The sequence below is a fragment of the bacterium Unc6 genome (assembly GCA_013626165.1).
In the GTDB taxonomy this organism is placed as follows: Bacteria; Omnitrophota; Gorgyraeia; order Velesiimonadales; family Velesiimonadaceae; genus Velesiimonas; species Velesiimonas alkalicola.
The window spans coordinates 17,147-42,360 of record NDHX01000006.1; the positions used below are offsets into that span (position 1 = coordinate 17,147).

Consider the following 25,214-nt stretch of genomic DNA (forward strand, 5'->3'; position numbering starts at 1 on the left):
TATGTCCCAGCCAGAATTTCTAACGGGGTTTATTTACCACCTCCAATCCTTCCACAAATTCCTTTGCAGGAGGGCTTAAATATTCCTTTATTGGATAAGAACCATCTTTTTCTTTTTCTTTTGCTCTTTTTAAGGATTCTTGAGGCTTAAATTTGTAATTGGTGGGGCAGGGACAATAAATTTGAACATATGTTGGGCCTAGTTCTCTGGCAATAAGAATTGCCTGTTTGACTACCTTTCCTAAACGTTTGGGACTGGCCGGAGTTATCGTTGCTGAATAGACACAGCCTGCATCGCGGGCAATCTCGGGCAGAGAAATCTTGGGGAATTTTTTCCCCGTAGGAGCCATATTAAGCACCGCTCCCTCACAAGACATACCGCTTTCCTGGCCGCCAGTATTGGAGTAAGACTCATTGTCAAGCATTATGGTAGTAATCTTCTCTCTTCTGAACCAGGAGTGCATTACCATGCCTAATCCAATATCGCCAATTCCGCCATCTCCGCCTATTACCACTACATCTTTTGCTTTTTGAGGAAACCGTATCTTTAAAGCACGCTTTAATCCTGTAGCAACCGCATTCTGGTTGCCAAAGAGAGAGTGGATATTGTGGATGGCTACCTGAGAAAAGGATAGACTATTACAACCGGTTGTCCCCACAATCACTGTATCCTCAGGGTTGGGCAAGGATGCTAAAATTAACCGCAGGGAAAGAGCCAATCCGCAACCGGCACACAGAGGATGCTCTTCTATCAACTCTTTAAAAGTTCCTAATTTATCAACATCCAATCCCCTGCCATATGGGCCATCTTTAACCAGGTTACGATAATCCTCAGGCATTATCTCTTCAAATCCGGGTGAGATTTTAACTATATTTGCACTCATTTAAGGCCTCCTGCTGTTTTTTTATTTCATTAGATATCAGTTCTACAGGCATTGTCATTCCGCCAAACACCCTCGGAGCACCAACCACCCTGGAATTATCTTCAATAACTGATTTAATCTCTCTTGCTAACCAGCCAGTGATATTAAATTCAGGAACAATGATGGCTTTTTTGTTTTTGACCAATCTTCTAATCTCTTCTGCGGGAAAAGGTCTGAGTACTTTCAATTTCGCCAATCCTACTTTTATTCCCTCTTTTTCGGCTCTAATTATAGCCTCCTTTGCCTGGGAAGCCGCTGTTCCGGAGGCCACGATCAGGATATCGGCATCTTCGTTTTCAGTTTCAAGAAAACCACCTAAATATTTTTTTATATGTTTTCTTGCCCTTTCACCAGCAGCACGTACTTCCTGCTGCCAGGAGGCATGAGCAGCATAACTTATAAAATTTGACTTCATCACAAAAGGATCCCGCATCTGTCTTACCGGTGGGGTTTCCATATCCATTACCGGAACAGGAGACATGTAAGGGTTATATGAAGGAAGTTTAATATCCTCGGGAGGTACTTCTACAAGTTCTCTGGTGTGGGTAACAAAGAAACCATCAGCAAATACCCCGATGGGCAAATGGACATCTGGCTTTTCAGCAATAATAAAACTTTTAAGAATCATATCAAAAAGATCCTGGGCAGTCTCTGCATGAAATATAAGCATCCCGGTGTCTAACATAAACCCTATTTCAATAGTATCCGGCTGGATAGTCAAAGGAGAGTTTACTCCCCGGCAAAAAAAAGCGCAGACAACAGGCAGTCTTGCCCCGGCCCAGGTAGGAAACATCTCAAATGCGCGCAATGTTCCTGGACCTCCGGTTGCGGTAAAAACTCTTACCCCTCCCATAGAAGCACCGGCAACTGCTGACATTACACCCAATTCATCTTCTCCCCGGTAATAGTCTTTAAGATAGCCTTGGGCATAAATATCCCCTACTAAATGCATACTCTCTGACTGAGGGGTAATTGGATAAGAAACAGCCATATCTACATTGGCTCTTTTAATTGCTTCCCGGACTGCTTCACTACCTGTAATAAACTGTTTCTCTCTTCTGGCTTTAAAAAAGATCTCCTCTGGCTCTACTATTTTTTGCTCAATCACTTTCTGTTCTATCATCTCCTGCCTTTTCTTTCTGCTTTTGCTCTTTTTATCACCTCTGTTAGTTGTCTTACCTTTTCAGTATGTACATCCCTTAATGTAATCATCGCATCTTCATGACCGTATTCTCCGCACAAAGCTATAGTATAACAATTGGTTCCACCGCGGACAATTTTTAAGGCAAGATTAGCGTAATGACAGTGCACGCCTATAAAGACACAAACATCAATCTTATTATGCCATATGGTAAGGTTGGGATGGTTGGGATTGATTTCTTCTCTGGGATTAATCGTTGGATATTTTGGCCTGTAATCAGGCATAGGAATTATCTTTGCAGGAACCACCTCTGTCATTTCTTTTACTGCTTTTGCTTTTTCTACTGCTTTCTCATTCCAGGCCCAGAGAATGAGCGGTCCTGGAAAAAAGAAAGGGTTTTTTGCAGAAAGTAATTTCTCCGCTATTTTTTCCATTGCCTCTTCTTCAGGCACAATCCTACCTTCCACCAATGCCTCTCCTTCATCAGGAAGCACCACTCCCATAGAAGCCGCAGATGGTGATAAGTAGCCCTCTGGCCCAGCAAGAACAGGGTAATCAACTTTTTGCATTTTTCTTCCTATGTTAAAAGTCAAATAATTCCACACCGAAGACCCGTGTTCCTTAAGAGACAAGTTGGAACAGGGGCAAAAGAAGAGGAATTGTGAAAACTATGATATAACATTGTTTAAGATGTGTCAAGAAAAAATTACTTTCCAAACAATTTTTTCAAGTTTAAGATCAAGACCGGGACAATCTCATTTAAGTCTCCTACAATCCCATATGTTGCAAACTGAAATATAGGTGCATTGGGGTCTTTGTTTATTGCAATGATTACACTTGAGGATTGCATACCTGCAAGGTGTTGTATTGCCCCTGATATTCCAACCGCAATATATAATTTTGGACATACTGTCCTACCTGTCTGCCCAACCTGGTGAGAATACGGCATCCAACCAGCATCCACCGCCGCCCTTGATGCACCGACAGCACCACCTAATACTGATGCAAGTTCCTCAATCATCTTAAAGTTTTCCTGCTTGCCAAGCCCTCTGCCACCTGATACGATTATATTTGCCTCTGAAAGATTTGCGGTTGATATGGTTTCGTCAAACCTATCAAAAAATTTCACTCTTGAATACATTATTCGTGGTTCAATACTTTCAATTATTACCTCTCCTTTTCTTGAAGTGTCTGGGGTTGCCTCTTTCATTACCTTGTGTCTTACTGTTGCCATCTGTGGTCTTTTATAAGGGCATAGTATTGTTGCCATAATATTACCGCCGAATGCAGGTTTTGTCTGCAACAATAATTTTTTTTCTTTATCAATATCAAGCCCTGTGCAATCTGCTGTAAGACCGGTTTTTAATTGAACAGCAACCCTTGGTATAAGAGATCTTCCGATAAATGTAGCGCCTGTAAGAACAATCTCAGGTTTATATTTATTTATAAGATATGTTAATACATTACTGTATGCCTCATCTAAATAATCTCTTAAAACAGTGTCATCTACAACATATACCCTGTTAGAACCCTTTGATATAAGTTCTGCTGCATGCTGTGTTATATTTTCACCCAAAAGGACACTGCATAGTTCTGTATTAAGTTTATCTGCAAGTTCTCTTCCCTCCCCAAGAAGCTCATATACCACTGTCTGAATCTTCCCTTGTTTTTGTTCTGCAAATACCCACACACACCCATATTGTACGGATTTTTCATCTCTTACAATTGTAATAGCATTAAACTTACAAGCCTTTATACAGGCATTGCAGAGCGTGCGGTTTTCATTGATAACAGTAATCTTATCTATAACACCAATTGCATCAGACAAGCAAGCCTTTATACACAAGAGGCAACCGATACTCTTGTTCTTATCAACATTTATTGACATATCATCTCCTTATTTTAATGCAGGGTTGACTTTTGAATATTATAACAAAAAAAGATTAAGACAAATAAAAATGTTTCTATTATTCCCGTGTAAGATTACCCCTACGAAAATAGAGGTTTGCTCCTGCTTGCAAGAAAAATTTTAAAAGCCGAATTTCCAAATTGAATTGGGGAATAACACAAAGACTTCCCCCTTTTTTGACTTACACTTTCTTTAGAATACAATTCAATAGGTAAAGTTTTACCCATTGAAATAAACTTAAAATATTTTAACCAAGATTAGAAGTATCGCATAAATTGTTTTACAACTATAGGTTAAACTAAATAAAAATAGATAATTACCGATAATATATATAAGAGGATATATGGAAATAAGGTTACATAAGAATGCTACTACCTTAAAGATAAGGGATGAGATAAAGAAAAGTAAATTAAGTATAAATGCATTAGCAACTAAATACAATATAGGTTGGCATACAGCAAAAAGATGGAGGGAAAGAGAGGATATTCAGGATAGGACATCTCGTCCACACAAATTAAATATAACCTTAACTAAAGAGGAAGAAGACCTAATATTATTTGAGCGCAAACAAAAGAAATTATCTTGTGAGGATATATATTGTATCCTAAAAGATAAAATCCATAATTTATATCCTATGAAGGTATATAGATGTGTAGCAAGGAATGGGTTTGGGATAATACCAGAAGAATTTATAAAAGAAGAGAGAAAAATTAAGAAGTTCAAGAAATACACAATAGGGTATTTGCATGTAGATACACTCTATGCGCCTAAAATAAACACGACCCAAAATCAAAGATTTTGTGTGCCCGGGCATTATATCTTCACCTGTATAGACAGAGTATCAAAGTTAGCATATGTGATAGTAGTAAAGAATAAAAATATGAAAAATAGCAAGATATTATTAGAGAAGGTATTAAAATTTTATCCATATAAGATAAATTATATTTTAACAGATAACGGACAAGAGTTTTGTTATAATGCCTTACCAAAGAGTAAAAAGACTAAAAAGATGCATCCATTTGTTAAAGTATGTAAGGATAATAAAATACAGCACAGAACAATAAAATTTAAGCACCCATGGACAAATGGACAGGTAGAAGCAATAAATAAGAAAATTAAGCAAAGGGTATTGACAAAATATATTTTTTCTGATACATTAGATTTAGAAAATAAATTGATAGAGTTTACAGAGTATTATAACAAGGAGGCAAAATTAAAAACTTTGGGATATAGGTCTCCCAAAGAGTACTTAATTGAGAAATATAATATTCAACTAACGTAGCGTTGTAAAACAATTAAAGAAAAGACTAAAATCTATTCTGTTAGCAGGCAGGTAAAAAGGCAAAGAAAATTGTTTGACAGTTTAAGAAAGAAGAGTTAAAATAAAGTGGTCTTTTGAAAAAGTAATATGGGGTTTACTGAATTTACACTATCCCCGGTCTTCTTATTTTTGTAACGGTTCTGACTTATAACCTTTTCGGCGACGGACTTCGCGAAATTACCACTACCACTGCCTAAGGCATACAGGGGCAAGTCCCTTTTTTTGTCATTCCCGCATGCAGTAAGCGGGAATCCAGTTTGTCCCCTGTATTCACTTTGAGTTATAATATCAAAAGATTATGGAGATACCAAATAAGGCAAAAGAGGAGATATTTGAGATAAAGAAAAGAATTACCAGCCTTTACGAGAGAAAACCGTTGGACCGTCTACCGTTCTTCTTCAACATCGGTAAGTATGAAGGCTTCTCTTTAGAAAAACAGGCAGAGGGTGGCCGGAACGCAGCCCGAGCGATGAAAGACCATCAGTTTCATTTAGAAGAGCAGATTAAGGGATTCCAACAGAAGTTGTCCGCTAAATTTAAGGACGACGCCCTCTTTTCTTTATCTCCCATCGCGGGAGTTGGTACTATCGCCTCAGCCTTTGGTTGTCCAACCAGATTTCTTGATGATAACATGCCCTGGACCGAACATATCATTGATGACCCGAAAGATATTATTCATCTGAAGCCGGAAATAAAGAAAGCCGAGATATTCAACTTAGCGTTAGAGAAGGCGCTTTACTTCCGGAATAAGGTCGGTTCTGGCTTTCCGATATCCCTTCCCGATATTCAGGGTCCGGTGGACACCGCAGGTATTGTGATGCAGGATACCCGGTTGTTTGAAGCGGTTTACACCCATCCTCAAGAGGTCCACCTCCTGATGAAGATGGTTGCCGAAACCATAATCAGGATGGTACGCACTTTTGAAGAGAAGGTAACCAATCTCTTCTGCTATAGCCACAGCAACTGGCTTCCCTACGGAATTTATATGAGTGACGATTATTTAGCGGTAATCTCACCCAAGATATATGCGGAGTTTGTGGTACCTTACAACGAGATGATTGCCCGTGAGTTCGGCGGTGTATTCCTCCACTCCTGCGGCGATTACACCCACCAGGCCGGGAACCTTTTAGGGACGAAGGGACTTATGGGTGTGGATTTCCACGAGTTTCCCATCAACAAGATGGCGGAGAAAACCAACGCCAAAATCGTCTTTGTTTCCGGATATGTGGATGACGCGTACATGAATTTTAATGAACGAGCCAGTAACACAAAAGAACAGATTATCCGGCGTTCCTGGCAGGATTTAGAGAAACTGAAAGAAGTAAAAAACAAAAGAATTATATTCACGGGGACCTGCTGGGAAGAAGAAAGAGCAGTAGAATATTACCATAAGATGGTTTCTTATTTAACAGGTGCGTAAGAGGAGAGGAGATGGCAAAGATTAAGGGAGTAAAGGCGAGGATGTGTGCTGGCTGACCACATAGGTAACACTGGACTACGGATTTTAGCAAGTTCCTTTTCAATATATTCTACGAGAAAGTTCACTGAACCCCATCAACCTTATCTATTTGCCCCCTGAATCTCACAAGCCAATTTCTTATTCATCGCTTTTCTAAAACAGAAGTCTGTCATTAAGTGGAAAAAGACAAAAGTATACCCCTGACCTGTTGTGAATTTTCCAAAAAACTTCACATTACAGATGATAGATAATAGGACAGGATAATTGTAATTATAAGTAGCACATTGCCCCCGAAGAAGCTACTCAGGTGCCTGTTGTTCAGGCTTACCCATTGTCCCAGACAATAGTTGTAATTTCAGGTGTGGTGGTCTCTTTTCCTTAAATAGCCTGCAGTAAGAATCTTCTCAAGTCTTTAGAAAGACCATTTCCTTAGCATATTCTTCAAAGTAGTATTCTAAACAGCTGCAAGAGTCTGATCCATTAAAAGATAGCTCTGGGTCATTGTAAAAAAACAGCTTTTATTTCTTCCCCTATCTTAGAGTAATTACTGTAGTAATTTTTCCTGCCAAGAACTGACATCTTAAAACACCTTTCTGCCAGATTATTATCTATAGGTACAAAAGATGCTTTACAAAGATAGTTAATCTTTTCCAATGTTCTTTAAGACTTTCTATTGCTTTAATCTGCTCTGGATGTTCATATTTTTGCCGGCTACGTTCTTTTGTCTTTTCCAATTTCTCTACCAACTGCTCCTGATAGATAGAAAACTTATCAGGATTATTTAGCTGTGCCAGATGTTTTTCATTGATAAGATAGAGATTGGCAATATTATTTATTCATTCCTGTACCCAATAAGTAAGAACATAGTGTCTTCTGGATATTTATCCTGTATCTTGATAAAATCTTTTCTTATAAAAATATCCAGGTCTGAAAGTTTCACCTGGAAGACCTGCCTTTGTAAAAAAAGACTGAAAAGATACTTATTCAGAATTACCTTAACCCAAAAGCTTACATCAAATTTACCCTTCTATGTATAATCTTTGGAGAAAAGAAGAAGTTATAATAGGATTTAGACAAGAACAGGTTTTCTTATATTTCCTGCTCTGCTTTCTTCTTAAGAAAATAGGTCTTTCTTACCACTATCTTATAGGAATCTTCTGCAGTAGATAATTCTTCTAAAGACAATCTACATCTTTTACAATATCTTTCTTCTTTGGGTAATTTACAGAACTTTTCTACTTTTGGTAAGTTTTCAGGAGTCTTTTGTCTATAATACTTGGTAACTATCCTGAGCTTCTTGTTCTCTCCTTTCTGCTTTTACTTTTTAGACAGGTTTACTATCTTAAGTAAGAACAGGCATCTTTCTTGTAGCTTTGTTTTTCTATACTTTCTATTTTTATTTTTAGAATTCTATTTTCTTTTCTAAGTTTTTGATTTTTTCTCTTAAACTTTCCTTGTAAACCAGTTGCATCTTTTACTTCTTTTTCTTTAGTATCTTCAAAGCATCCTTACATATTAGAGGCTAAATTCTTTATCTTTACCCAGGGGAAAATCAAAAAAAGAGGGAGGGGAGTTTAATTATTCTTTCTTTCTCTATTTGCAAGAAGAGCCTTTTTTAATGCATGCTGTTTTAATTGAGCATTTTGACCAGGCCAATTTATCTTTTCACAAATTATTTAAGAGAGTTTGGTTTGAGAAAGATGAAAGTTCTTCTTTATAATCTTTTTTATTTCTTTTATTTTCTCTTTCAGTAAATTGCCGACCATGATATATATTTTTCATCTTACAATAAATTATCATAAAAGAAAAAGCAATGTAAGTTTTTAGAATTATTTATTAAAGAAAAGACTAAAATCTATTCTGTTAGCAGGCAGTTAAAAAGGCAAGGAAAATTGTTTGACAGTTTAAGAAAGAAGAGTTAAAATAAAATGGTCTTTTGAAAAAGTAATATGGGGTTTACTGAATTTACGCCCCACCGGACCCATTTTTTCTATGAGTACTTTAACAGATTTCTTTATTACAACTTTTTCATCCATATATTTTTCTTTCACTTTAAACCCTCCTTTTGACAAAAAACAACAGGGTTGCCACACCATGTATTTATCTCTTATGAAACAGACACTTAGTGATATCCGGAATAGCTTCTATTTCTTGGAAATGAACCAGCAAGACTAACAATCTATAAATACTTTCCCTCACTTTTGATTGTATCAAATTAGCAGCTTCTGTTTCCATGTGGATTCTCAAATAATTTTGTTCATCAAAAGGTCTACCTAACGCGCACACATCAAGGTAAACATATTCCGATTTCACTTTCATTTTCTGATATTTTCTCGTCTTCCACATGAAATTCTACCACGAAAAGATAATATTGTCAAATAGTTGTATAAGTCATACATATATGCATCAGGGTTAGTACTTTCAATAAAATACTTCATTTTGCTTAATTCACATGATGGTTCACCTCATAGAGACGAGATCTCACCAAAGTAGGACGGAGTTTTCAATCAGTTGATTATTCAATTACCTAAAATTAAACCAAAAAAAATCAGAAAAAAAACCTAACCTTCAACGTCGTATATGTATCTTAACTTTTTCACCACTGTTAGAAAATATTATTGTCGTTTCTAACAGGGTCAAGCACTTATTTTTTAATTTTTTTAAGGGGAATGGAAACAGACATATATTAAAAACCTCGCTCATTTAGTATAATGAGGTTGTTGAAAAACCCTTCACAATCTCTGATTGCTTAGATTTTTGAAAGAGGACATCGATTTTAGGGTCTGATGAGTTTTTCACCCTGTCATCTAAAACGAGGAGAAAAATATTCTTATGAAAAATAAAATAATTATTTCAGTAATAATTCTTATTTTTTCTATATTGATACTTTTCTTTTATTTGCCCAATCAGTATGTTGTTCCTGTGCTTGTGTATCATAGAATAGGAGAGCCTGCTGACGGTTTAACGGTGTCTGCTGAAACATTTGAAAAACAGATTAAACACTTAAAGCAAAACAATTACAAAATATGGAGCCTTTATGATTATATAGAGTATACAAAAAATATCCCTGCCAGAAATATACCGAGAAAATCTGTTGTCATAACATTTGATGATGGATGTAAGAGTATTGCAGATTATGCATACCCTGTAATATTACAACACAAAGCCCCTATAACAATCTTTGTTATATCTGGTTTTATTAATAATATAAGTTATATAGGGAAAGAAAAATTAAAAGAGCTCCATGAAAGCGGACTTGTAATAATAGGAAGCCATACTGTCCATCATATGGCACTTACAGACTTAACAGCTCAAGAGGTAAAATATCAGGTCAAAACCTCAAAGTCAGATTTAGAAAGTATATTAGACACAAAAATAGATTTTTTCTGCTATCCCTTTGGGGCATTTAACGAAGACATAAAAAATGAAGTAAAAAAGGCAGGTTATATGCTTGCCTGTGCAACAAAAGTAAGAGGAAAAAGAGCTGATATATTTTCTGTCCGAAGAATAAAAATAACAGAAAGAAATAAGATAGGGCCATCGTTCCGCATAAAATTAAGCGGGTATTATAATTTTTTGAAAAGAAGATAAAGAAAACAGATGACAAGGTGACAGGCATAAGAGGCAGGAGGTAGTAGGTAGTAGGCAGTAGATAGTAGGTAGGAAGTAGGAGTCAAGGTGGGGGACTGGCGACTGGAACCCCGGGCACCAGGGTATCCTTCAGATGGGGCGTGGATTATGTTTTGAATTTATTTGTGATGTGAAAATTGGAAATTGTTTATACCTTGGTGGCGCCCTACAGGCAGTAGTCTACTTACCTAGGTGTTTTGCTTATAACTAAACTTGCCGCTCCGAGAACACCTGTGTCATCACCTAATTTTGCCCTTAAAATCTTGCAGGATTCAAATGGCCTTTTCCATGTGAATTTTTTAACGCTATCTTTCAGGGGTTTTAAAAAAAGCGCACCCATCTTCATAACGCTTCCTCCAAAAACCACAACCTCCGGATTGACAATCTGTATAACTGCTGATGTTGCAAACCCTAAATAGTATGCGGCCTGCTCAATAACATACCTTGCCGTCTTGTCACCTAACATTGCAGCTTCTGCAACAACTTTTGTACTGATGTTTTCCCGTATGCCTGCAATCTTTAATATCTTAGAATCGAGGCGCCTACGAAAAGTGGGTCGTACCATCTGGCGCGCAAATCTTGCAATAGATGTTCCGCTTGAGTACATCTCAAGGCATCCAACCTTCCCGCAATTGCACACAGGCCCTTCGAGGTTAACCGTCATGTGACCTATTTCTGCCGCATCAAAGGTAAAGCCATGATGAATCTTTTTATCTATTATAAGTCCACCACCTATCCCGGTACTTACTGTAAAATAAAAAAGGCTGTTTGCCCCAATTCCTGCACCAAATATATTTTCACCAAGTCCGGCTGCATTTGCATCATTGTCCATAATTGTAGGGAGTTTAATTTTTTTCTTTAAACAGTCAACAAAAGGAACATAATCCCATCCGAACATATTGGGTGGAGAAAGTATCATCCCCTTTTCAAAATCCATAGGACCGGGCGCTCCTATACCTATACCCATTATCCTGTCCTTTTTTTTAATATGTTTTTTATGCAAATTATTTATTACATCTATTATATTTGTAATATTAGCCTTCCATCCCCCTACTTTAAAGGTGTTCCACCTTATTTTTTCAACTACTGAACCGTTCAGTGTTATAAGTCCAACATCTGTTTTTGTGCCACCTATGTCAACTCCGAAAACATATTTTTTCATACAATTCTTTGTAACCCAACCCCCTGCTCAACCTCGCAAATAAGGTATGGGTTACCGCCTCAACAACCCCCTTTTCATTTTCAACAGGTTAATCTTTTCATTTAATTGTGAAAGTGTCATCTCCTCAGATGAGAGACTTTTCCTTAAATTCAACAATTCCTCACCCCATTTTTCAGATTTAATATCAGATTTTCCATTCAGTCTTTCCAGTGCTTCTATTGCCTGTTTATGTCTTTTTATATTGTCCCTCACATATTTGGTCTGTGCCACTGCATCTTTTATTTGTTCATTTATTTTCTGCCTGTAAGGGTCAATTTCTGCTTTTATACTTTTTATATCCATATCAGCCTGTTTTTTCTCCATCACTATTTGTGCCTGAATATCCTTTATTTTATCTTGCAATTTTCTTTTTTCGTTTTGATATTCTTCTCTTCTATATCTTACTCTTTCATCAACATCTTTCTTTTTATCAAGCACGTCCTTAAAATCCTTATCTGCTGACAACACCTTTTCTTCTGTTGATGATTTATTAAAAAATTGCAAACCCTCCATCCCGCAACCACAAAGGATAAAGATACACATTATTAAACATACATACATTTTATTCATTATTCCCCCCTATAAAGAGCCTTCCGGATTGTTCTAATTTTTGAAGGCCCGATTTTGAATCCGCCTCATAATAACACCTCACAACAGGCTCTGTCCCCGATACTCTGAACATTGCCCAGGAATTATCTTCGAGCAAAATCTTTACACCGTCTATCCTGTTTATTTTTATTACCTTTTTACCTGCAAATTCTCTTACATCAGATCCTGAAAGTTTTTCCAGAACCTTAAAACTATAGGACGGGTTCAAATAAATATCAACCCTTTTTGTAAGAAATGTCCCATATTTTTTATACAGTTTCTGAAGTATCTGTTTTGGGCTTTTTCTTTTTATGGCAATCATCTCAAGTATCAGAAGATTGGCAAGAATCCCGTCTTTTTCAGGCAGGTGTTTATATATTGAAAGTCCTCCCGACTCCTCACCCCCTAAAATACAATCTCCTTGTTTTAGTCTTTCACCGATATACTTAAAACCCACGGGTGTCTCATAAACACAAAGTCCGTTATATTGAGCAATTGCATCTATCATATGTGTTGTTGCAAGTGTCCTTGCCACACATTTTATTTTTTTTCTCCATTTAGGCAGCCTTGTTAAAATAAGGTGCTCAAGCACAAGACATATTACCTGATTTGCGGTCAGAAGTGTTCCGTCTCTATCAACTATACCAAACCTGTCGGCATCCCCATCTGTGGCAAGTCCTGCAATAAGTTTTTTATTTTTAACAATTGAACAAAGTTCAAACAGACTTTCTGCATCAGGCTCTGGTCGTTTTCCTCCAAACATCGGGTCCGGATAACTGTGAATAACAGTGGCCCTACAACCTGAACCTTCTACAAATCTATCAAGATACCCCCTGGCTGTCCCGTAAAGGCAGTCCACACCGATTTTTAAATGTGCTTTTCTTATTGCAGAAACATCTATAACAGTATGAAGATGCCTGATATACGCTTTTCCCATTTCAACCTGTTTAACAGTAGAAGGTGTCGCACATTCAGATATATATGTTTGTTGTGTGATTCTTGTTTCAATCTCAGATGTAACCTCAACAGGCGCAGGACCTCCGTAAGAAGATGAAAACTTTATTCCGCTATAATATGCCGGATTATGACTTGCAGTAATATTCACTCCTCCTGCACATTTTTCCCTTACTATATAAAACGCAATAACAGGGGTGGGAACATCTCTTGATGAGAGAAGAACACTGATACCTGTTTTTGATAAAACATCTGCGACTGTTTTTGCAAATTCACCAGAAAGAAATCTTGTATCATATCCTATTACCACACCTTTTTTTGCAAGACCATTTGAGTGCAGATACCCTGCAATCCCTGTTGCAACTTTTGCGACATTTTCCTTTGTAAACTCATCGGCAATAATTGCCCTCCAGCCACTTGTCCCGAATTTTATTGGCATATAATCCTTCTCATATAATTTGGCAAGGCCCACCGTATGGGCTCCCTCTCGTGTTCGTAAGGACACTCAATTGGAGGCGCCTCTAAAGACAATACCCAACCAGTGTGCAATTGTGAACATCTTTGACAAGAACATTGAAAATCTGCCCCGGTATAAACCTCGTTGGATATGGCAAGCTATCCAGTGGGGTAAACCTATCAACAGGGAAAACAATATTTCTGTTCTTTCTTGTATGTCCTTTTGCCCATATGTTAGCGTCTATAGATTTTTTGACAATTTTTTCAACAAGGACTTCCTGTTCTGTGCCTATCAATCTTCTTAAATTATATTTTGCTATAGAAGAAACAAGGTCAAGTGCTACCCTGTGCCTTGACTTTTTATCGTTTATACTTACATCATCGGAAAGATTATAGGCAGATGTTCCTTTCCTCGTAGAATATTTATACACAAATGCACCGTCAAACCTTATTTGCTTTAAAACAGAAATCGTATCTTTGAAATCTGTATCTTTTTCCGATGGAAAGCCTACAATTATATCCGTTGTTATAGAGCACTGCGGAATTATAGACTTACATTTTTCTATCAGTTTAAGATAATATTCCCTTGTATATCCTCTGTTCATAAGCGTTAATATCCTGTCTGAACCGGACTGTAAGGGAAGATGGATATGTTCGCACACATTGGGAAGTTCAGCAATTGTTTTAAGAAGTTTTTCATCCACATCCCTTGGATGGCTTGTCAAAAACCTTATCCTTTTTATATCAGTTTCTTTATTTATGATTTTCAAAAGTTCAGTGAAATCACATTCTTGATATTTATATGCAGACACATTCTGTCCTAAGAGTGTAACCTCCTTTACTCCTTTATTTGTCAAATCTTTTATTTCCCGGACAATCTCTTGCACCGGACGGTTTTTTAATTTTCCTCTTGCATAAGGAACAACACAATATGAACAAAAATTTTCGCACCCCTTTGCAATATTTACAAATGCCGATACTTTGCTGTTTACAGATATACTTGTATTATCAGGATAATTCCTTCCAACCTCAAGTATATTTTTCTCTCCGTTTATTACTCTCTGAATAATATTGCCCATTAAACCTGTATCATCAGGTCCACATGCGAAAGAAAGTCCGGGTATTTTTTCAAAAACTTCCTCCCTGAGCAACTGCACAGAACATCCTACAAGCCCAACAACCGCCCCTGGTTTCTTTGATATTACATCTTTTGCATACTCTATCGCCCTGTTTTGAGCATGCTCTCTTACGGAACAGGTATTAAATAGGACAACATCAGCATCCTCAATACCATCAGACACAACAAATCCATCTGTCAGAAGACAGGACAAAATCATCTGACTATCCCTTTTATTCATCTGACATCCGAAGGTACGGATAAAGATTTTTTTTGGCATATTTTTATAAGTTTTTGATTCTTTTGACATTGTAGTTTCTTTTCTGTTTCTGAAAACAAAAAATTAAAGTGGGCAAAAAGAAAAAAAGAAATTTTTTTGTGGTAACGCCCCGCCGATGGCGGGGGCGATCTTGATGTTTTTAAAAAGCAGCCCGGCGAGCTGTTTCTTATCAGCAAAGTCTATTTTTTCTTTGCTGTCATCGTACCCATCAAGAAAGTCTTTTACTCTGTTAATATAGCCCTCTGAGTGTTCTCGTTCAATTTCTCTAAGTTCATATCCTGCAAAGAGTTTTTTCAAGTTTTTTTCTTCGTTTCTGAGGCTTGAATTTTTCTCGCGATAGACATCTTCGCCAAGCAAATTTTCCAGATAAGCGTCTGTAAGTCTTGACTGTTTTTCTTGGTTAATTTTCAGCTTATCTTTGAACAAACCCACGTCATTGCGAGGTGTTGACATCCCTGATGTCAACACCGAAGCAATCTCAAGACCAGTCCCTGTCGTCCATCGGCTCTGTTTTAGGCGTTCGTTTTGGACCAACTGAGCAACTATTTTTGTGGCCTCCGGCTCTATATCCTCTGCCTTCACTGCCCTGTTGGTACAATTTATATGGCTTGAATAAGGACCTGAACACCTATACTAACGTTTCTTCCTATTCAAGCGATGGTTTGATATGGACGATACACCTGTATACCTATGATTGCACTTAGCACAAGCGATAAGACCTGTCAAAAGATACTCTTGACTTTTTGTTCTCGGTCGCCATGTTCGTGTCTTGTTCGCCAGCAGCTTCTGAACTTCTACAAAATCTTCTCCATCTATGATAGGCTTATGCCTTCCCTGTGCAACAAGAACTTTAGAAGGATCATTTCTGATATATTTGTAATGTTTTTTGGTTTTCTGATTCTTGTCATAGTGTTTTTTATTCCAAACAATCTTACCGGTGTAAATCTGATTCTTAAGTATGTCACAAACAAACTTGTTGTAAAATTGTTTGCCTGTCCTTGTCTTGTATCCTTTCCTATCAAGGTATGCTGCTATGTCGTGTGTGCTCTTGCCGGAAATATACATCGTATATATCAGCTTAACGATATTCGTTTCTCTTTCTTCAACCTCTAATAGCTTCTTGGTTTTGTTATAAGCATAGCCGAATGGCGCAAATCGTGCGCCTTGCCAGTTGCCTTGTTGAACGCCTTTCATCATGCCAGGGAATACCCTTTCAGCAATCCGGTTTCTTTCAAACTCGGCAAACGAGCCAAGCTGCTGAAACATCAGTGTCCCTGCTGATGTCGTTGTGTCAAAAGGTTCTGTTGCAGATTTGAAGCCAACGCCATAGGAAGATAGCTCATCCACCAGCATAAGCAAGTCTTTAAGGTTGCGACTAAAGCGATCGATCTTATGGACCAACACAAGCTCAAACCTCTTTGCCTTCGCATCAGCAAGCAACTGTTGTAAAGCCGGGCGACGCGTGGAATATGCACTTATGCCATCATCGCAATACACCTTGAAAACTTCATATCCTTCACGATTAGCAAAGGATTCAAGGTATTCTTTTTGTACTTCTAAAGAATAACCTTCTTTGGCTTGGTCTTCAGTAGATACTCGTGTATAAATTGCTATTCTTAGCTTTTCATTCATTTTTAATATCCACAATATTATTAGCGCACAATAGACTTATTTTAATCCCTTTATTAAACTTTCTATCGTATCAACAAAATCTATCGCATTTTTATAAACCTTTTCAGCATCTTTTTGCGCAATAACTGCATCTGCCTTATACTGTGCTGTATTTCTTTTGGATTTCGTGGCCCACATTCTATTAACATATTTCTCATCAAGCTTTTTTGCAGATTTTATCTTCTCGATGTCCTCTGATTCTATGGTCTTTTCTTTGAAAACAAAATGATATTCTAAACCCTCAATAAGGCTTTCATGGCTTTGGGCTTTTATCCCTATTGCGGCCAACGCAGCTGTTGCCGCATGAAACATTGCATAATATCCACAGCTTATAGTCCAATCATATCCAATATAATCGGCACTTACTTTTAGTCTTTTCTTGCTCTCGTTATCTTCCGAAACCTCCATAAGTAAAGAACCTGTCTCGATATTATGCCTTGCTTTATCAACATGATATTTTACCAGCGCTGTAATTGTGGGGTCTACTTTTAAATCGCCATTATCAAAATAACCTTTTACTTTTATTTTTAGCATTTCTTTCTTCAAATCACTCATTTTATTACCTCCAATATTAGTTCCCAAAATTTCTCTGCACCAAACAATATTACTTTATTTTTTAAGATCTCCTTGGCTACATTATGCTCCTTATCTTTTAACATTGTTAATAAATTTGTTGGCTCAGAAACCAAAGGGTTTATTTCGACACCAAAACCTTTTGACAAGGCGACACATTCCATATCAATAATTTCATCATATTTCTTTTTTGAAGGGATAAGGATAAAAAGATCGATATCGCTTTTTTTAAAGTCGGTCCCTTTAGCCAAAGATCCAAATAGAACAACAGAAAGTAAGTTAAAATCTGTTTTCTTAGGCAATACCGAAAGAAGCTTTTCAACTACGAAGAAAATTTTATCCCTCTTCTTTAAAAAATCTTCGGCTATCTGATTCGATATTTTAACAAAACTCGTTTTGACTTCTGGATTCTTGTAGTTAGGCCTGCAATACTTGCGGTTCGAACGCTGGTCGACAATTATAATATCCTTCTCTTTTAATTCTTCGACCTGCCTGTATACATAACTATAAGAAATATTTGTTTTCGTTGCTAACTCATTTATTGTAAACTGGGCATATACATCATCATAGAATAGCCTTATTATTTTATCTTTCATGTTCAACCTCCATTATCACTTGTGGTGATAATATTATCACCAACGCTGATATATGTCAAGCTAAATTTTGAAGAGTGAAATTTTGAAGAGGGCTGGGAAATATGCGCACGCCCGTTTTGGGTGGGGAATTTCCTTTCCGGCTGCTTTTTAGCAGCGGCTAGGGAGCTGATGCAGTCCCGCCGCAGGCGGGGCAAAAACATCAAAATCGCCCACAAAAAGCTCTTTTCTTTTGAATTTTTTGCCCCCTTTAATTTTTTATTTTTTGAGGAAAAACAAAAATGCCAAACCAAGAACCTAAAAAGAGTTACAAATTTTTTGCCTCCAAAGTCTTTATCCGGACTTTCGGCTGGCCTTATGCTTCGGCTTTACAATATACTTTATTTGTTCTTTAAGATTCAATGAACTTTAGGCACCGCCTGCTTAGGCAGGCTCCCGGTGTGGTGTTTGCACCGTTCAGCTTCGCTGTCGCTCAGCTTCACTCCACGCTCGCTTGGACGCTCGCTAAAGTGGTAATGCAATAGTCCGATTCGGCTTTGTGTTGGACGCATTTTGGGTGGCGGCAAAATGCGCCCAACACCCTGCGTCCTCAACCTCGCAAAAACTAAATCCGTTTTCCTTTTTTATTGCGGCCGCCGCCTGAACCGCCGTTTAGAAGAATTTTTAAAGTTTAACATATATGGGACCCTCCCTCAAAATTTAAATTGAGCCGGAGGAGAATCTTTTTTGATAATCTCTTTAATTAAATCAACAAACTTTTCAGCCATATTCAAGGCATTGCTGGCTTCTGTCTTTGAAATAGATATATCAACATCGTATGTAAATATGTTGCGCTTCTTCCTCATCTCGTCAAAACGAGCTACGATGATTTCAAATTCTTTTCCTAAGAAATGCGACATAAATTCCACAACGGTTTTGTGCTGATAGCCGTCTGTAGGACGAAAACCTTTTAGGAGCATAAATGCTCTTCCCGCATGCAACATTGCTAAATATGCGACTGTATAAGCAATACCTTCATCGATATCCAAATTAGCTTTTGATGTTTTTAAATCTTTAAATGAACGCGAAATAAGCTTTTCGACTGCACGGTAATTGCATTTCTGTCTCTTTAATAGCCCTTTATTTAGGTATTCTTCAATAAATTTTTCAAAAGTCATTTTTATCTCCTACTAAAAATATTTTCGAATCCTCTAAAAGGTCTGATATGAAGGGATCCTTTTCTCTCTTCTTCTTTATAAAATCTCTCTTCGAATATAAGCTATAATTTATTTCTCTTTTTAGAACTTTTTCTAATTTTCCTATTCCTGTTACTAATTTATCTTCGTCTACTTTGCCTATTATAAACAAATCAATGTCGCTTTTAGCGTTCTCTTCATTTTTGGCGAACGAACCATAAATAAAAGCTGCTTCAACACCTTTTATCTTTTCAAGGATATCTTTTAACAACCCTTTTATGCCGATTGTTTTAAACACCATGCTTTTCATCTCTTCAAATAGCGGATAAGACTTGTTGAGAAAGAAATAAACGAGATTCCCTTTTCTGGATGAGGCAAAAATGCCAGCTTCTTCCAGATGAAGCAATTCCTTGCGAATCATACTTACAGGGATATCGAGAATACGCTCAAGCTCTCTCAGGTAATATTCGCTCTGTGGATTTGTGTAAAATAGCCTAAACAGCGCCTTTCGTGTTTTAGATTTGAAAACGTTTGTTATATCCATCTCTTGTAATCCTTTCGTATTACAATTGTAATACTTTTATATAACAATGTCAAACTAAAATTTCACCGTTTTCCTCATTTATGCTGGTCAAGCAGCATGTATTATAGAAATGCGATTTATATATTTAAAACCTCTCCATCGGTTAGAATCCTGACATTTTTGAAAAGATTAGGATAACTGTTCGGGTCAAAAGTATGAATCGGAATTAGTATTCTTGGCTTCATTGCTGATGTAAAGGCTTTTAGATCCTCTGGCTTGGCATGCCCGCTTGTATGAATATATTCCAGAGTCAGTCTCTTGCTTTTACAAAACGCCCTAAATCCTATGGAAAGATATCCATCCCACATAGAATAAGCTATTGTGGCACCTGCTACATCAATGATCTTTTTTAGTATCAAAGGGAAAACAGAATTATCGCGTGCGAGCATAAGAATCCTATTTTTATTTTTGCTAATTTCAGGCATTTCAATCTTTCTTTTGTTGTAAGCATAGAGCAGGTTTTTATGGCCTGCCTGAGCAAGCGCCTTCGCGTGTGCATCGAGAAATTTAACTCTCACATTTTTCCAATTAAACTGAGGAATTTTCCCAGAGACTTGCTTGAGTTTATCCAGAATAAAGGCGGTATAAATATCAATAACAAAGGTTGAATCTGTTTTGAGGCACGCCCTATACGCCGACACTATCCGGTCAATATTTTGCGATGAGGCAAATAGAAAGGTTATATTTCTTCTCTCTGATATAATTTCTTCTAGCCGCCTTTCAACGTCTTCCTCAGTTTTATACTGGGCATCCTCTCTGCCAAGAGCCGAACCCTCCATAAGCAGACAGTCTATATTTTGAGGTGGTCTCTTGACTATTTGATTAAATAATATTGCTTTTCTCCCATGGGCCCTGAAATCTCCTGAATAAAATAGCCTCTTGCCTTCTGTCTCAATTAGGAATGCAAGCGCATCAAAGGCAGAATGGTCAACCAGAAAAGGCGTAACATTAAAATCGCCTATGTTCAACTGCTTTTTATTACTAATCACCTTTGTATTTAGCTTGCCAACTTTGGTGGGAACAAAAATATTTGAAACTTCAATAAGAAGCTCGGCGCCCTTACTTAAATAAATCGGTATCTCTGGATTTACGTACTGAAGGAAGCCGTAATGATCAAGGTGGGAATGAGAAATCAAGATTCCATCAATGCCTTTTTTCTCATCCTTAAAAAGCCCTTTTATATCGGGAAGGATCTTCTGCTCTTTAAGCTCTTGAAGGGACTTACCTTTAAGCTGTTTTACTTCGAACGGCTGATGGTCACGAGAAACCAAAGGTATGCCAAAATCGACTAGGATTCTATTATTGACTGTCTTTAACTCAACACAACTTCCGCCAATCTCATGAGTACCACGATGGATGATTATTTGCATTGCTTAATCAAATTCTCCAATTTTATCGACGACACACTACCTATTGGATAATAAGTAATGGCTCTCTCGATTTTTTCTTTAAATAAATCCTTAAACCTTCCTTTCAACTGATCGCGGTCAAATCCAAATATTATCAAAGGAACTGTAGGGCATATCTTCTCCGGTTCAGGTAAGGATATCTGGAATAAATCATTAACTATCTTCGTATAATTGTTATATGCCGCGATGATTTGGCCCTCTTTATCTTTGATTTGGTCAGTATATCTTCTTATCTGTTCCACTACTTTTATGTTCTCAACCTTTTCTGCCCATATCTCGCTGTTTGAAAAGTGTTTTACCTCACAGAAGATTAATCTATTCTTTTCTTTTTCAAATAAGAGTATATCGATTCTATCCTGCAACCTATCTTCTTCTATCGCCTCAAATGAAACTTCGATATCCAAAACCACAACGCTCGAATTTTTCGTTTTTGAACTCGCGAACGAATGATTTTCATATATTTTAGAAACTCCTTGAGCTTCAACTCCTGAATATAAAGAACAATTTTCTTTTATCCTTTCATAGCCGTCGGTAAAACTTTGTATTTGTTTCAGATTCCCAAGCATTAGCTCGGTAATATACGCTTCGGGATATTCTTTATATGCCGAAGCATACTTAACGTGCGTTTTAAATCCTTCTTTGTCATATGAGAATAATCTGCCACCATAATGATAAAAATCTATTACTTCATTTCGTATTGCCGGAAAAACTTCGCCATTATCCTTAATATCCGGCAACAATTGTTTATATAAAGGCTCCTCTATCAACTTTTTCTTCAATTCTTCATTCATTGTCCGCTTAAACTTCCACTTCTCTTCCTTGCTCATGTTAACCTCTCTGGTTTAATTAGCCTCTTCATAATGTCATCCACGCATCGCAGGGCATCTTTATCATTTGGACAAAGCTCAAGTCCTTTATCAAAAGAAAGTAATGCGTCCCAATATCTGCCTTTCTTTTTTAACGCCATGCCCCTGTTAAACCATATGCAGACATTGCGTTGCGCTATTTTAAGCGCTTCCTCAAAACACTCCATTGATTCTTGTTCTCTACTCATCCTTAATAAACACGCCCCTTTATTTTCTAGGGCATCAATATTTTTTGGATTAATCTCCAGGGCTTTATTATAGCACTTTAACTCTTCAGTATTCTTATCAAGAAGAAAAAAGCATATCCCTTACGAAACCACGCCACGTCATCTGATGGATTTAGTTCTATGGCGCGATCATAACAAGCAACGGCATCCTCGTACATTTCTGCCTTACAGTAAATCTCTGCTGATTCATGCCAGTTAACAGCTTCTTTCATTATTTCTCCAAAAATAAAAAATCCTCCGCCGGTCATAACTTTACCAACGAAGGTTTTACTTTTTTAACGTCCGGGATTTCCCCCCTTCAAACACGGAACAAATATCTAATTTTAACTTTATTATATCAAGTTTATTTACTTTGTCAACGATTTTCAGGACCATTTGACTTACCCAGCAGACACACGAGAATACAGTGTAAAATACTACATTGCGAGGTTGAGGACGCAGGGTGTTGGGCGCATTTTGCCGCCACCCAAAATGCGTCCAACACAAAGCCGAATCGGACTATTGCATTACCACTTTAGCGAGCGTCCAAGCGAGCGTGGAGTGAAGCTGAGCGACAGCGAAGCTGAACGGTGCAAACACCACACCGGGAGCCTGCCTAAGCAGGCGGTGCCTAAAGTTCATTGAATCTTAAAGAACAAATAAAGTATATTGTAAAGCCGAAGCATAAGGCCATCCGAAAGTTCGAATGTAGACTTTTTTTGGCATATTTTTATAAGTTTTTGATTCTTTTGACATTGTAGTTTCTTTTCTGTTTCTGAAAACAAAAAATTAAAGGGGGCAAAAAGAAAAAAAGAAATTTTTTTGTGGTAACGCCCCGCCGATGGCGGGGGCGATCTTGATGTTTTTAAAAAGCAGCCCGCACATCTCTTTCTTGGTAGCAAAATCTATTTTTTCCTAAACGTGCGGGTTTAATTAATCCTTTTCTCTCCCAGATCCCAAGTGTAGCTGGGCAAACTTTTAAAGACTTGGAGACTATACCGATAGTATAAACTGGTTCTTTATATCCATATTCCATCCTAAACCTCCTCTTTTTCTCAATATAGAGGTTTTTATATCATATATAAATACTATTGTCAAATGGATTGCAAGTAATTACTCTACAATGTCTCCAACTACTGGCTCAACCTTTACGCCTTGTCGTTCCAAATACCTTCTTCCCTTTTCCAAATTCTCCTTTGTGCCACTCAACTCTAAAGTTACTTCTCCTATTTTTTCTGTAACCTTTGCCCTGCGGATATTCGGGACTACTTCATACTTCTTTGCCATAGTATAAATCACAGGCTTCTTAATTAGCCTTTGGGGAAATACTAAATGTACCATTTTCTTTGCCATAGCTTACTCCTCCTTTATTTTCTTGAGACTACAAAACTCCTCATAATCTATTAGTTTTGTAACTGTTGGGCTTTCTCCGCAAATTTGGCATTTTGGATCTTTGGGAACCTTAACCTGCCGAAAAGAAGAATCCAAAGCATTAAATACTAAAAGCTTCCCTGCTAGAAGATTTCCTATTTCTAAGATATATTTTAGTGCCTCATTTGCTTGGATTGTGCCAATTATCCCAGCAACTGCCCCCAATATGCCTGCTTCTTGGCAACTTGGCACAAGGCCAGGTAGTGGTGGTTCTGGAAATAAACATCTATAACAAGCGCTTTGATGCGGCAATATTGTGATTGCCTGACCGTCAAATCTAAATATGCCTCCATGAGATAATGGCTTACGAGATATGACACAGGCATCATTTACCAAATAGCGCGTTGGAAAGTTATCCGAGCCGTCAACAATAATGTCGTAATTCCGAATAATATCCAATATGTTTTCTGAAGTAAGCCTGAGGTTATAAGTAATAACTTCCACATCGGGATTTATACCAGTCATTCTCTCCTTTGCGGATTCAACCTTAGTCTTTCCCACGTTTGAATTCGAATGGAGAATCTGTCTTTGAAGGTTATTAAGTTCAACCTTATCTGAATCTACAATCCCGATCTTACCAATTCCTGCAGAAGCTAAGTATAATGCGCAAGGAGACCCTAATCCACCTGCACCTATTATTAAGACTTTGGCATTAAGTAATTTCTCTTGGCCTTTTCCGCCTACATTGGGTAGTATTATCTGCCGTGAATATCTTTCAATTTGGTCTTCGCGTAATTTCATTATCTTCCTCCTGCTATTGCTGGAATTATCGAAACTTCATCGCCATCTTCCAGGAGAGTTTGGTCTTGTTGCAGGAATCGTACATCCTCTTCATTTACATAGATGTTTATAAATCTACGAACCTTACCTGTTTCATCACAAATTCTTCCTTTAATCCCTGGAAAATTTCTCTCTAAATCATCGATTAACTCTTTTATGTTTGTGCCATTTGCTTGGATCTCTGACTGGTTTTTAGTTAATTTCTGAAGTGGTGCTGGAACTCTAACTTTAATTGCCATCTTTGCAACCTCCTTATTCCTTTACGTTTTCTTTAAAAGAAGCGATATTAGGTTTAATTTTAATTGGCTTTCCTATCTTCTCTACAACAGCTTCCTGAGTCTTCAAACCATTGCCTGTTACGCATACAACAATAGATTCATCTTTAGGTATCTTGCCTTGCTCAATGAGCTTCTTTGTTGCACCTAAAGTCACACCCCCTGCTGTCTCAGCAAATATTCCCTCTGTTTCTGCTAGAAGTTTTATTGCCTCAACAATTTCATCATCAGTCACGTCTTCAGCATAACCGCCAGACTCCTTTACAGTTCCAACTGCATATACACCATCTGCTGGATTCCCAATAGCTAAAGATTTAGCGATTGTGTTCGGCTTAACTGGTCTTATGATATCGGAATCTTCTTTAACGGCAGTAACTATAGGACAACAGCCTGTGGCTTGAGCCGCATGAATTTCTGTATCAACTTTGTCAATCAATCCTATGGTCTTAAATTCTTTTAACCCTTTCCAGATTTTGGTGATTAAAGAACCGCCGGCACAGGGAACTATAAAGTGTTGACTAACGATACATTAAGTATACAACTTAATGTATCGTTAGTCAACACATAATCAACCTCTAAGGGGCCAAAGCAGTACTCGCATACATAGAGAGGCTTTTTTGGATATGTTCTTTGGCATTCTCTGCACTTTAATCCTTTAACATAACTTATATTTT

At 37.5% G+C, this 25,214-nt stretch carries 28 protein-coding genes and 1 pseudogene; 4 read left to right on the top strand and 25 right to left on the bottom strand.

The genetic code is table 11. The features are described 5' to 3' along the window. Positions 1-19 precede the first annotated feature (19 nt). The 4 genes from B9J78_03550 to B9J78_03565 form a co-directional block, all read right to left on the bottom strand. Entirely contained in the window at positions 20-883 is an 864-nt protein-coding gene (locus tag B9J78_03550; GenBank protein ID MBA2123993.1) for a ferredoxin oxidoreductase, read from the bottom strand. Next, positions 864-2,045 carry a ferredoxin oxidoreductase gene (locus tag B9J78_03555; protein MBA2123994.1) on the bottom strand — a complete coding sequence of 394 codons (1,182 nt, stop codon included), beginning with the start codon at positions 2,043-2,045 and terminating at the stop codon, positions 864-866. Before B9J78_03555 ends, B9J78_03550 begins: the two co-directional genes overlap by 20 nt. Continuing rightward, positions 2,042-2,632, bottom strand: coding sequence for a carbon monoxide dehydrogenase (locus B9J78_03560; protein MBA2123995.1), 591 nt, complete (start codon positions 2,630-2,632; stop codon positions 2,042-2,044). Before B9J78_03560 ends, B9J78_03555 begins: the two co-directional genes overlap by 4 nt. 137 nt (positions 2,633-2,769) lie before the next feature. After that, the gene (locus B9J78_03565) at positions 2,770-3,951 is read right to left on the bottom strand and encodes an electron transfer flavoprotein subunit alpha (GenBank protein MBA2123996.1); all 1,182 of its coding nucleotides are present in this window, start codon (positions 3,949-3,951) and stop codon (positions 2,770-2,772) included. Positions 3,952-4,315: 364 nt separating this feature from the next. On the opposite strand from B9J78_03565, the gene B9J78_03570 reads away from it, so the two are divergent. Next, positions 4,316-5,254, top strand: a complete 939-nt coding sequence (locus B9J78_03570; GenBank protein ID MBA2123997.1) for a hypothetical protein — start codon at positions 4,316-4,318, stop codon at positions 5,252-5,254. A 337-nt stretch (positions 5,255-5,591) separates the two neighbouring features. Further along, a complete protein-coding gene (locus tag B9J78_03575) occupies positions 5,592-6,713 on the top strand; it encodes a hypothetical protein (protein MBA2123998.1) in 1,122 nt (373 codons plus the stop codon). A gap of 1,943 nt (positions 6,714-8,656) precedes the next feature. Here B9J78_03575 and B9J78_03580 read toward each other — a convergent pair. Both B9J78_03580 and B9J78_03585 read right to left on the bottom strand, forming a co-directional pair. Then, positions 8,657-8,848 (bottom strand): hypothetical protein, encoded by a 192-nt coding sequence (locus tag B9J78_03580; protein ID MBA2123999.1) that lies wholly within the window; start codon positions 8,846-8,848, stop codon positions 8,657-8,659. A 4-nt stretch (positions 8,849-8,852) separates the two neighbouring features. Beyond that, a complete protein-coding gene (locus B9J78_03585) occupies positions 8,853-9,098 on the bottom strand; it encodes a hypothetical protein (GenBank protein ID MBA2124000.1) in 246 nt (81 codons plus the stop codon). Between the two features lie 486 nt (positions 9,099-9,584). On the opposite strand from B9J78_03585, the gene B9J78_03590 reads away from it, so the two are divergent. Continuing rightward, positions 9,585-10,343, top strand: a complete 759-nt coding sequence (locus B9J78_03590; GenBank protein ID MBA2124001.1) for a hypothetical protein — start codon at positions 9,585-9,587, stop codon at positions 10,341-10,343. A gap of 223 nt (positions 10,344-10,566) precedes the next feature. Here B9J78_03590 and B9J78_03595 read toward each other — a convergent pair whose 3' ends face one another. The 8 genes from B9J78_03595 to B9J78_03630 are packed head-to-tail and all read right to left on the bottom strand — an operon-like array spanning position 10,567 to position 17,818. Further along, the gene (locus B9J78_03595; GenBank protein MBA2124002.1) at positions 10,567-11,544 is read right to left on the bottom strand and encodes a hypothetical protein; all 978 of its coding nucleotides are present in this window, start codon (positions 11,542-11,544) and stop codon (positions 10,567-10,569) included. A gap of 51 nt (positions 11,545-11,595) precedes the next feature. After that, a complete protein-coding gene (locus B9J78_03600; GenBank protein MBA2124003.1) occupies positions 11,596-12,153 on the bottom strand; it encodes a hypothetical protein in 558 nt (185 codons plus the stop codon). After that, positions 12,146-13,597 carry a hypothetical protein gene (locus B9J78_03605; GenBank protein MBA2124004.1) on the bottom strand — a complete coding sequence of 484 codons (1,452 nt, stop codon included), beginning with the start codon at positions 13,595-13,597 and terminating at the stop codon, positions 12,146-12,148. The genes B9J78_03600 and B9J78_03605 overlap by 8 nt, the downstream gene beginning before the upstream one ends. Positions 13,598-13,646: 49 nt before the next feature. After that, positions 13,647-15,008 carry a tRNA (N6-isopentenyl adenosine(37)-C2)-methylthiotransferase MiaB gene (locus tag B9J78_03610; GenBank protein MBA2124005.1) on the bottom strand — a complete coding sequence of 454 codons (1,362 nt, stop codon included), beginning with the start codon at positions 15,006-15,008 and terminating at the stop codon, positions 13,647-13,649. 33 nt (positions 15,009-15,041) lie between these two features. Next, a complete protein-coding gene (locus B9J78_03615; protein ID MBA2124006.1) occupies positions 15,042-15,560 on the bottom strand; it encodes a hypothetical protein in 519 nt (172 codons plus the stop codon). 51 nt (positions 15,561-15,611) lie between these two features. Then, on the bottom strand, positions 15,612-16,625 hold the full coding sequence (locus B9J78_03620; protein ID MBA2124007.1) for a hypothetical protein: 1,014 nt from the start codon (positions 16,623-16,625) through the stop codon (positions 15,612-15,614). A gap of 21 nt (positions 16,626-16,646) precedes the next feature. Then, positions 16,647-17,204, bottom strand: a complete 558-nt coding sequence (locus B9J78_03625) for a hypothetical protein (protein ID MBA2124008.1) — start codon at positions 17,202-17,204, stop codon at positions 16,647-16,649. After that, the gene (locus B9J78_03630) at positions 17,201-17,818 is read right to left on the bottom strand and encodes a hypothetical protein (protein ID MBA2124009.1); all 618 of its coding nucleotides are present in this window, start codon (positions 17,816-17,818) and stop codon (positions 17,201-17,203) included. Before B9J78_03630 ends, B9J78_03625 begins: the two co-directional genes overlap by 4 nt. Positions 17,819-17,938: 120 nt before the next feature. Here B9J78_03630 and B9J78_03635 point away from each other — a divergent pair, with 120 nt between their 5' ends. Next, a complete protein-coding gene (locus B9J78_03635) occupies positions 17,939-18,220 on the top strand; it encodes a hypothetical protein (protein MBA2124010.1) in 282 nt (93 codons plus the stop codon). A 287-nt stretch (positions 18,221-18,507) separates the two neighbouring features. On the opposite strand, the gene B9J78_03640 is transcribed toward B9J78_03635, so the two are convergent. The 11 genes and pseudogenes from B9J78_03640 to B9J78_03690 all read right to left on the bottom strand — a co-directional run bounded on the left by B9J78_03640 (position 18,508) and on the right by B9J78_03690 (position 25,209). Beyond that, positions 18,508-18,972: a hypothetical protein gene (locus B9J78_03640; protein MBA2124011.1), complete on the bottom strand. Its 465-nt coding sequence runs from the start codon at positions 18,970-18,972 to the stop codon at positions 18,508-18,510. Then, entirely contained in the window at positions 18,962-19,534 is a 573-nt protein-coding gene (locus B9J78_03645; protein ID MBA2124012.1) for a hypothetical protein, read from the bottom strand. Before B9J78_03645 ends, B9J78_03640 begins: the two co-directional genes overlap by 11 nt. A gap of 116 nt (positions 19,535-19,650) precedes the next feature. After that, a complete protein-coding gene (locus B9J78_03650) occupies positions 19,651-20,943 on the bottom strand; it encodes a hypothetical protein (protein MBA2124013.1) in 1,293 nt (430 codons plus the stop codon). Continuing rightward, the gene (locus B9J78_03655) at positions 20,934-21,809 is read right to left on the bottom strand and encodes a hypothetical protein (GenBank protein ID MBA2124014.1); all 876 of its coding nucleotides are present in this window, start codon (positions 21,807-21,809) and stop codon (positions 20,934-20,936) included. The genes B9J78_03650 and B9J78_03655 overlap by 10 nt, the downstream gene beginning before the upstream one ends. Then, a complete protein-coding gene (locus B9J78_03660) occupies positions 21,806-22,036 on the bottom strand; it encodes a hypothetical protein (protein MBA2124015.1) in 231 nt (76 codons plus the stop codon). The genes B9J78_03655 and B9J78_03660 overlap by 4 nt, the downstream gene beginning before the upstream one ends. Before the next feature lie 77 nt (positions 22,037-22,113). Then, the gene (locus B9J78_03665) at positions 22,114-22,323 is read right to left on the bottom strand and encodes a hypothetical protein (protein ID MBA2124016.1); all 210 of its coding nucleotides are present in this window, start codon (positions 22,321-22,323) and stop codon (positions 22,114-22,116) included. Between the two features lie 596 nt (positions 22,324-22,919). Beyond that, positions 22,920-23,090 carry a hypothetical protein gene (locus B9J78_03670; protein MBA2124017.1) on the bottom strand — a complete coding sequence of 57 codons (171 nt, stop codon included), beginning with the start codon at positions 23,088-23,090 and terminating at the stop codon, positions 22,920-22,922. Positions 23,091-23,167: 77 nt separating this feature from the next. Then, positions 23,168-23,407 carry a ferredoxin gene (locus B9J78_03675; protein MBA2124018.1) on the bottom strand — a complete coding sequence of 80 codons (240 nt, stop codon included), beginning with the start codon at positions 23,405-23,407 and terminating at the stop codon, positions 23,168-23,170. Positions 23,408-23,410: 3 nt separating this feature from the next. Next, positions 23,411-24,229 (bottom strand): adenylyltransferase, encoded by an 819-nt coding sequence (locus B9J78_03680; protein ID MBA2124019.1) that lies wholly within the window; start codon positions 24,227-24,229, stop codon positions 23,411-23,413. Continuing rightward, positions 24,226-24,504, bottom strand: coding sequence for a molybdopterin synthase sulfur carrier subunit (locus B9J78_03685; GenBank protein MBA2124020.1), 279 nt, complete (start codon positions 24,502-24,504; stop codon positions 24,226-24,228). Before B9J78_03685 ends, B9J78_03680 begins: the two co-directional genes overlap by 4 nt. Positions 24,505-24,517: 13 nt before the next feature. Next, positions 24,518-25,209 (bottom strand): annotated as a pseudogene (locus B9J78_03690) (hypothetical protein). Between the last annotated feature and the right edge of the window lie 5 nt (positions 25,210-25,214).

Coding starts and splice junctions, on each gene's coding strand:
- B9J78_03550 (MBA2123993.1), bottom strand. CDS start 883: ATGAGTGCAAATATAGTTAAAATCTCACCCGGATTTGAAGAGATAATG.
- B9J78_03555 (MBA2123994.1), bottom strand. CDS start 2,045: ATGATAGAACAGAAAGTGATTGAGCAAAAAATAGTAGAGCCAGAGGAG.
- B9J78_03560 (MBA2123995.1), bottom strand. CDS start 2,632: ATGCAAAAAGTTGATTACCCTGTTCTTGCTGGGCCAGAGGGCTACTTA.
- B9J78_03565 (MBA2123996.1), bottom strand. CDS start 3,951: ATGTCAATAAATGTTGATAAGAACAAGAGTATCGGTTGCCTCTTGTGT.
- B9J78_03570 (MBA2123997.1), top strand. CDS start 4,316: ATGGAAATAAGGTTACATAAGAATGCTACTACCTTAAAGATAAGGGAT.
- B9J78_03575 (MBA2123998.1), top strand. CDS start 5,592: ATGGAGATACCAAATAAGGCAAAAGAGGAGATATTTGAGATAAAGAAA.
- B9J78_03580 (MBA2123999.1), bottom strand. CDS start 8,848: ATGGTGTGGCAACCCTGTTGTTTTTTGTCAAAAGGAGGGTTTAAAGTG.
- B9J78_03585 (MBA2124000.1), bottom strand. CDS start 9,098: ATGTGGAAGACGAGAAAATATCAGAAAATGAAAGTGAAATCGGAATAT.
- B9J78_03590 (MBA2124001.1), top strand. CDS start 9,585: ATGAAAAATAAAATAATTATTTCAGTAATAATTCTTATTTTTTCTATA.
- B9J78_03595 (MBA2124002.1), bottom strand. CDS start 11,544: ATGAAAAAATATGTTTTCGGAGTTGACATAGGTGGCACAAAAACAGAT.
- B9J78_03600 (MBA2124003.1), bottom strand. CDS start 12,153: ATGAATAAAATGTATGTATGTTTAATAATGTGTATCTTTATCCTTTGT.
- B9J78_03610 (MBA2124005.1), bottom strand. CDS start 15,008: ATGTCAAAAGAATCAAAAACTTATAAAAATATGCCAAAAAAAATCTTT.
- B9J78_03625 (MBA2124008.1), bottom strand. CDS start 17,204: ATGAGTGATTTGAAGAAAGAAATGCTAAAAATAAAAGTAAAAGGTTAT.
- B9J78_03630 (MBA2124009.1), bottom strand. CDS start 17,818: ATGAAAGATAAAATAATAAGGCTATTCTATGATGATGTATATGCCCAG.
- B9J78_03640 (MBA2124011.1), bottom strand. CDS start 18,972: ATGACTTTTGAAAAATTTATTGAAGAATACCTAAATAAAGGGCTATTA.
- B9J78_03645 (MBA2124012.1), bottom strand. CDS start 19,534: ATGGATATAACAAACGTTTTCAAATCTAAAACACGAAAGGCGCTGTTT.
- B9J78_03650 (MBA2124013.1), bottom strand. CDS start 20,943: ATGCAAATAATCATCCATCGTGGTACTCATGAGATTGGCGGAAGTTGT.
- B9J78_03655 (MBA2124014.1), bottom strand. CDS start 21,809: ATGAGCAAGGAAGAGAAGTGGAAGTTTAAGCGGACAATGAATGAAGAA.
- B9J78_03660 (MBA2124015.1), bottom strand. CDS start 22,036: ATGAGTAGAGAACAAGAATCAATGGAGTGTTTTGAGGAAGCGCTTAAA.
- B9J78_03665 (MBA2124016.1), bottom strand. CDS start 22,323: ATGACCGGCGGAGGATTTTTTATTTTTGGAGAAATAATGAAAGAAGCT.
- B9J78_03670 (MBA2124017.1), bottom strand. CDS start 23,090: ATGGAATATGGATATAAAGAACCAGTTTATACTATCGGTATAGTCTCC.
- B9J78_03675 (MBA2124018.1), bottom strand. CDS start 23,407: ATGGCAAAGAAAATGGTACATTTAGTATTTCCCCAAAGGCTAATTAAG.
- B9J78_03685 (MBA2124020.1), bottom strand. CDS start 24,504: ATGGCAATTAAAGTTAGAGTTCCAGCACCACTTCAGAAATTAACTAAA.